The sequence below is a fragment of the Micromonospora sp. NPDC047753 genome (genome assembly GCF_040642735.1).
GTDB lineage: Bacteria > Actinomycetota > Actinomycetes > Mycobacteriales > Micromonosporaceae > Micromonospora.
The window spans coordinates 1-6,303 of sequence record NZ_JBEYSL010000400.1 but is presented as its reverse complement, the minus strand read 5'-3'; the positions used below and the strand labels follow the sequence as shown (position 1 = coordinate 6,303).

The 6,303-nt window shown below is 72.4% G+C and carries 5 protein-coding genes and 2 pseudogenes; 5 read left to right on the top strand and 2 right to left on the bottom strand.

The window, feature by feature from the left end:
* Positions 1–92: 92 nt before the first annotated feature.
* Complete coding sequence (locus tag ABZ749_RS26610) at positions 93–1,061, bottom strand: hypothetical protein (protein ID WP_357232617.1); 969 nt, start codon at positions 1,059–1,061, stop codon at positions 93–95.
* Positions 1,062–1,148: 87 nt separating this feature from the next.
* Here ABZ749_RS26610 and ABZ749_RS26605 point away from each other — a divergent pair, with 87 nt between their 5' ends.
* The 4 genes from ABZ749_RS26605 to ABZ749_RS26590 all read left to right on the top strand — a co-directional run bounded on the left by ABZ749_RS26605 (position 1,149) and on the right by ABZ749_RS26590 (position 5,744).
* The gene (locus ABZ749_RS26605) at positions 1,149–2,021 is read left to right on the top strand and encodes a hypothetical protein (protein WP_357232614.1); all 873 of its coding nucleotides are present in this window, start codon (positions 1,149–1,151) and stop codon (positions 2,019–2,021) included.
* A 31-nt stretch (positions 2,022–2,052) separates the two neighbouring features.
* Positions 2,053–2,826, top strand: a complete 774-nt coding sequence (locus ABZ749_RS26600; RefSeq protein WP_357232611.1) for a hypothetical protein — start codon at positions 2,053–2,055, stop codon at positions 2,824–2,826.
* A gap of 135 nt (positions 2,827–2,961) precedes the next feature.
* On the top strand, positions 2,962–4,260 hold the full coding sequence (locus ABZ749_RS26595) for an aspartate aminotransferase family protein (protein ID WP_357232608.1): 1,299 nt from the start codon (positions 2,962–2,964) through the stop codon (positions 4,258–4,260).
* Entirely contained in the window at positions 4,257–5,744 is a 1,488-nt protein-coding gene (locus ABZ749_RS26590; protein ID WP_357232605.1) for a CoA-acylating methylmalonate-semialdehyde dehydrogenase, read from the top strand. Before ABZ749_RS26595 ends, ABZ749_RS26590 begins: the two co-directional genes overlap by 4 nt.
* On the opposite strand, the pseudogene ABZ749_RS26585 reads toward ABZ749_RS26590, so the two are convergent.
* A pseudogene (locus tag ABZ749_RS26585) lies at positions 5,716–6,237 on the bottom strand (acyltransferase); the annotation flags it as partial. The gene ABZ749_RS26590 and the pseudogene ABZ749_RS26585 sit on opposite strands and share 29 nt — an antisense overlap.
* Here ABZ749_RS26585 and ABZ749_RS26580 point away from each other — a divergent pair.
* Positions 6,233–6,303, top strand: a pseudogene (locus tag ABZ749_RS26580) (VOC family protein); the annotation flags it as partial. The pseudogenes ABZ749_RS26585 and ABZ749_RS26580 overlap by 5 nt on opposite strands.

Sequence of the window (6,303 nt, the reverse complement as noted above, 5' to 3'; positions counted from 1 at the left end):
GGCCCGGCGTAGATTCTTCTCAGCGGTACCGGCGCCAGGTCAGGGCGCGGACCAGGGAGACGGGGGCACGGCATGGCTCGACCGTGCGCGGGTCAGCCGGCGGCCAGCGCCGCGTGCAGGGCGCGCATCGACCGGATGGCCGAGCGGATCTCCTGGAGGTAGCGCCCCGGTGTGAGCGTCTGCTCGGGCAGCACCGCCAGGTCGGCCAGTGCCGGATCCACCCCGACCGTGTCGATGGCGCACCCGTACGGCAGGGCCAGGGTGCGCAGCGCGTCGCAGTGCTGGAACGGCACGTAGATCGGCGCGGTGACCATCAGCACCTCGTCGCCCGGGGCGAGCTGCGCGTGCCCGGCCCAGAACCGCTGGGTGTCGGCGGTGTGCGCCCGCCGCCGGTCCGGTTCGCTGGACGGCGCGGCGAGTACCCGTACCGGCGGCAGGCCCGCCGGTCGGTAGGTCCGCGAGGACCAGGAGTGGTGCGGGTGTCCCGCGTCGACGCCGTCCTGCTCCGCCGGGGCGGCCACCTCGAACACCCGGCGGACGGCGGCGTCCAGCACGTCGACCTCGGTCTCGTCGGCCGGCAGGCCCGCGTCGGCGAGCGTGCGGCGTTCCCAGTCCGACAGCGGTCGGAAGCTGCCCAGCACGGCGACCTCGCCGCTCACCGGTAGGCCGGCGCGCAGCAGGTGCGCGGCGTAGCCGACGCGGCGTACGCAGGCGGGCGCCAGGCCGCCCAGCACCACCAGGTGGGCGTACGCCGACCGGGCCGGTGGCACCGGGCGGATCAGCCGGAGCGCGGCAGCCGCGTCCAGCACGAGGGTCGCGGCGGCCGGGTCGAGGTCGGGCTCCCGGGCGTCGGGCCGTTCCCGGCCGCCGCGGAAGTCCCAGTGACGGGCGGAGAAGTCGTCGAGGTAGCGGAGCACGTCGGTGAGGTCACCGTCGGGCCAGGTGCCGCCGAAGTGGGCGACCAGGCCGCGGATCGGGGTGGAGCAGACCCAGGCCCGGATGTCCGCCGTGATCCGCTCGTCGTCCGTTCCGGTCGACGGTGGCCCGTCCGCTCTGTGCACCTGCCGGATGCTACCGGCCCGCCGCGTCAGGGCTGCTGGTTGTGGTTGCTGTCTACGCTGGCGGGAGCCGCTGATGGGGGGATCCCGATGTCTCGTGACGTGGCCCGTCAGCGGTTACGGGAGGGCGGCGGCTCCGGCGCGGGCTTCGTTCGTCTGGTGGCGCACACCGACCCGGTGGCGTTGGTCGGCATCACGCTGTCGATCTTCCTCAGCGTCGTGCTCGACCTCAGCAACGCCGCCTCCGGGGTGGAGTCGCTGTTGGCCGGCCTGATGGGCATCACCATCTCGCTGCTCGTCGACTCACTGGCCCGCGCGGAGCGCCGCTTCCACCTGCGCACCCTGTTGGACGGCCCGCCCTGGCTGGTCCGCACCACAACGGAGCTGGCCGGGGCCATGCGGGAGGCGGCCGAGCAGCACGCGGGCACCCGGGTCGCGGTGGAGGCCCAGCGGCGCTACGAGCAGTTCCGGTTGGAGGCCGAGCAGCTCGCGGACGGTCGGATCATCCGGCGCGGTGACGAGGACGAGGATCTGGTCGGCGCGACCCGGGCCTGCGTACGCCGGCTCGACGCGTTGACCAACGTGATGCCCCGGGTGAGCGGGGAGTTGAGCTGGTGGCGCAGTGAGATCGGCCGGCGCTACTGGGAGGCCAACCTGGACGCCCTGCAACGGGGCGTCCAGATCACGCGGGTCTTCGTCTACGCCACGCTGACCGATGATCTGTCCGCCCTGGTGCAGATGCAGCGCGCGGCCGGGGCGCGGGTGGGTCTGCTGCCTCTCGGGGTGGTGAGTCCGCACCTGCACGTGAACTTGACACTCTGGGACGGGTCGAGCTGTTGGGAGGCCCACATGACCGCGCACGGCGAGATCGGCGAGAACCAGTTCTCGGTCAACCGGACGGACGTCGCTCGACTCACCCGCGTGTTCGACCTCTGCGCCAACGCCGCGACCTTCCAGGACTGACGGCCCTCACCGGGGCGGGAGCGGGTGAGCCATGACGTGGAGCGCGGTCCTGCTGGTGACGGCCGTGGTCTGGGCGGTCAGCGTGATCCGCTCCGTCCGGCTCCGCGCGCTGGTCTACAGCCTGCCGCTGCCGATGACGCTCGCACTGGTCAGCACCGGGTATCGGGTGGACGGCGTGCAGGTGCTCGGCGTGCTCGGGCTCAACCTCTTCTTCGTCACAGTGGCCGTCACCCACCAGCGGTGGCGGTGGCCGATCCTGCTCGCCGACGTCGCGGGGATCGCCGTCTACGTGGCGCTGAGCGCCGGCCTGTTGGCCGTCGACATCCCGTTCGAGGCGGCCCTCGCCAGCACGCTCGTGCTCTGGCTGGCGGCCATCCTGTGGTTGCGCCGCCGCGCCCGCCGACGTGGGGCTTCCGCGGAGGAGACGGTCGCCGTCGCGGAGACCCGGCCGGACGGGCTACCGGTGCTGCTCAAGCTGGTGGTCATCTTCGTCGGGGCGGTCCTGACCGCGCTGCTCGGCGCGGTGCTGCGCGGCATGGTGGTGACGTTCCCGTACTCGGGGGTGCTGGTCGCCGTGGAGGCCCGCCGGCAGTTGGCCGAGTTCGGCCGGCACTTCGCCCGCAACAGCCTCGCTCTGGTCGGTTTCCTCACCGCGTACCACTACCTTCAGGACGTCTCGTCAGCCGCGGCGCTGGGCGCCGGCTGGGCGGCGTTCGCGGTGGTCGCCGCCGCCCTGCACCTGCCGACCGGCCAAGGTGCGGATCGAGTGGAAGTATCCCGTCAATGCTGCGCAGAACAGCAGTGAAAGCTGCCCGGGGCCGTGGAAACCGTTGACGTGCTGTCAGGTCGGGACGTCCATGCGCTACAGGCTGACAGTTGTTCGCATCGGCCGACGGTGGGAGCGTGCGGTATCCACGAACGCCGCTGAAGGGTTGCCACGATGACCGACGACCTGCTGGCCCGGCACCGGGCAGTGCTCCCGTCCTGGATGCCGTTGTACTACGCCGAGCCGATCGAGTTGATCTCCGGCTCGGGCCGCCGGGTCACCGACGCGCAGGGGCGCAGCTACCTGGACTTCTTCGGCGGCGTGTTGACCAACATGATCGGGTACGACATCCCGGAGATCCGGGAGGCCGTCGAGCGGCAGCTCGCCACCGGCATCGTGCACACCTCGACGCTCTACCTGATCCGTCAACAGGTGGAGCTGGCCGAGAAGATCGCCCAGCGCTCCGGCATCCCGGACGCCCGGGTGTTCTTCACGAACTCCGGCACCGAGGCGAACGAGGCGGCGCTGCTGGTGGCCACCAACCACCGCCGCTCGCACCAGATCCTGGCGGTGCGCAACAGTTACCACGGCCGGTCGTTCGCGGCGATGGGCGTCACCGGCAACCGCACCTGGTCGGCCAGCGGCCTCAACCCGCTCCAGGTGGCCTGGCTGCACTCCGGTGACCGGGTGCGGGGTCTGCTGGCCCGGCTCAGCGCCGACGAGCAGGTCGACGCGGCGGTGGAGGACCTGCGCGAGGTGTTGGCCACCCAGACCGCCGGCGACGTGGCGGCGCTGATCGCCGAGCCGATCCAGGGCGTGGGCGGTTTCGTGCACCCGCCGGACGGGCTCTTCGCCGGCTGGAAGAAGGTGCTCGACGAGCACGGCATCCTGTTCATCGCCGACGAGGTGCAGACCGGCTGGGGGCGCACCGGGGAGCACTTCTGGGGTTACCAGGCGCACGGCGTCACCCCCGACCTGCTCACCTTCGCCAAGGGCATCGGCAACGGGTTCGCCCTGGCCGGGGTGGTCGGTCGGGCCGACGTGCTCCAGGCGGTGCCGGCCATCAGCTTCTCCACCTTCGGCGGCAACCCGATCTCCACGGCGGCCGGCAACGCGGTGCTCGACTACCTGATCGCGCACGACCTCCAGGCGAACGCGGCCCGCGTCGGCGCGATCCTCGCCGACGGCCTGCGGTCCGCCGTGGGCGGGCTCGACTGCGTCGCCGAGGTACGCGGAAAGGGGCTGATGCTCGGCGTCGAGTTCGTCCGGCCGGGCGGCAGCGAGCCGGATCCGGCGCTGACCAACCGGGTCTTCGAAGCCGCCCGCGACGGTGGCCTGCTGACCGGCAAGGGCGGCCTCCACGGCAACGTGCTGCGGATGGGGCCACCGTTGACGCTGACCGAGGAGGAGGCCCGTGAGGGCCTGGCGATCCTCGTCGACGCGATCCGTTCGGCTGCGGGGGTGGCGGCATGAGCATCGGTCACTTCATCGACGGCAAGCGGGTCGACGGCACGTCGCAGCGGCGCGGCGACGTGTTCGACCCGGCGACCGGTCGGCGTACCGCCGAGGTCGAGCTGGCCTCGACCGCGGACGTCGACGTGGCGGTGCAGGCCGCCGCCCGCGCGGCGCGGGCGTGGCGGGACGCGTCGCTGGCCCGGCGGTCGGCGGTGCTGTTCGCCTTCCGGGAGTTGGTGCACACCCGGCGGGACCGGCTCGCCGAGGTGATCACCGCCGAGCACGGCAAGGTGCTCGCCGACGCCGCCGGCGAGGTGCAGCGCGGCCTGGAGGTCATCGAGTACGCGTGCGGCCTGCCGTCGGCGTTGCGCGGCGCGTTCAGCGAGAACGTGTCCACCGAGGTCGACTCGTACACCATCCGGCAGCCGCTCGGCGTGGTCGCGGTGATCTCGCCGTTCAACTTTCCGGTGATGGTGCCGCTGTGGTTCGTGCCGGTGGCAGTGGCCTGCGGCAACGCGGTGGTGCTCAAGCCGAGCGAGAAGGACCCGAGCGCGGCGCTGCTGCTGGCCGAGTGGTTCGCCGAGGCGGGCCTGCCCGACGGGGTGCTCAACGTGGTCAACGGCGACAAGGAGGCGGTCGACGCGTTGCTGGAACACCCGGAGGTGCGGGCGGTGTCGTTCGTCGGGTCCACCCCCATCGCCCGGTACGTCTACCAACGCGGAACGGCCGCCGGCAAGCGGGTGCAGGCGCTCGGTGGGGCGAAGAACCACATGGTGGTGCTCCCGGACGCCGACCTGGACCTGGCCGCCGACGCGGCGGTCAACGCCGGGTTCGGCTCGGCGGGGGAGCGGTGCATGGCCATCTCGGTGCTGGTGGCGGTGGAGCCGGTGGCGGACGCGCTGGTCGAGCGGATCGCCGCGCGGGTGACCGGTCTGCGCACCGGCGACGGCCGACGGGGCTGCGACATGGGCCCACTGGTGACCGCCGCGCACGCGGCGAAGGTGCGCTCCTATGTGGACGCCGGTGTCGCCGCCGGCGCGGTGCCGGTGGTGGACGGGCGGGACGTGACGCCGGACGGCGACCCGGACGGTTTCTGGCTCGGCCCGACGCTGTTCGACCGGGTGAGCCCGGACATGTCGATCTACACCGACGAGATCTTCGGGCCGGTGCTGAGCGTGGTCCGGGTCGACTCGTACGACGAGGCGGTGGACCTGGTCAACGCCAGCCCGTACGGCAACGGCACGGCGATCTTCACCAACGACGGCGGGGCGGCCCGGCGCTACCAGCACGAGGTGGAGGTGGGCATGGTCGGGATCAACGTGCCCATCCCGGTGCCGATGGCGTACCACTCGTTCGGCGGCTGGAAGTCGTCGCTCTTCGGTGACCTGCACGCGCACGGCGAGGACGGGGTGCGGTTCTTCACCCGGGGCAAGGTCGTCACCAGCCGCTGGTTGGATCCGCGGCACGGCGGGGTCAACCTCGGGTTCCCCACCCAGACCTGAGCAGTCGCAGCACGCCCGCCCCGGCCAGGTACGCCACCAGTGCCGGGACGGGTGTGCCGAGCGGCTCCGGGGCGCGGGAGGCCGTCGCACTGTTGAGCAGCAGCGCCACCACCACGGCGGCGTAGGCAGCCACCGTCGAGGCCGTTCGGGCTGGCGTGCCTCGACCGGTCCGACGCCCGGTGCGATGCCGGCCGCTGCGCGCCTCCACCCGGCCGAAGATGGCGACGAGCACCGCCAGAACGACGCTGAGCAGCAGCAACCACGGCACCCGCCAGGTCCACCAGGCGGCGCTGCCGACCACCGGGGTGGGCAGCGCCCCGATCGCGTCGAGCACTCCGATCAGCAGGATCGCGGCGGTCAGGTGCCAGAGGAAGACGGTGAGCACCACGAGGTTGACGCCGATCACCAGCGACCAGGGGCCGGTGCGGCGCAGCAGGCGCTCCGCCGGGCCGGACAGCAGCAGGATCAGACCGAGCTGGCCGGCGGCGACCGATCAGCCGTACGGCGTGCGCGACTGTGCCTTCCGGGACCCGGCGGGCAATATGGTCCGCATCCAGGA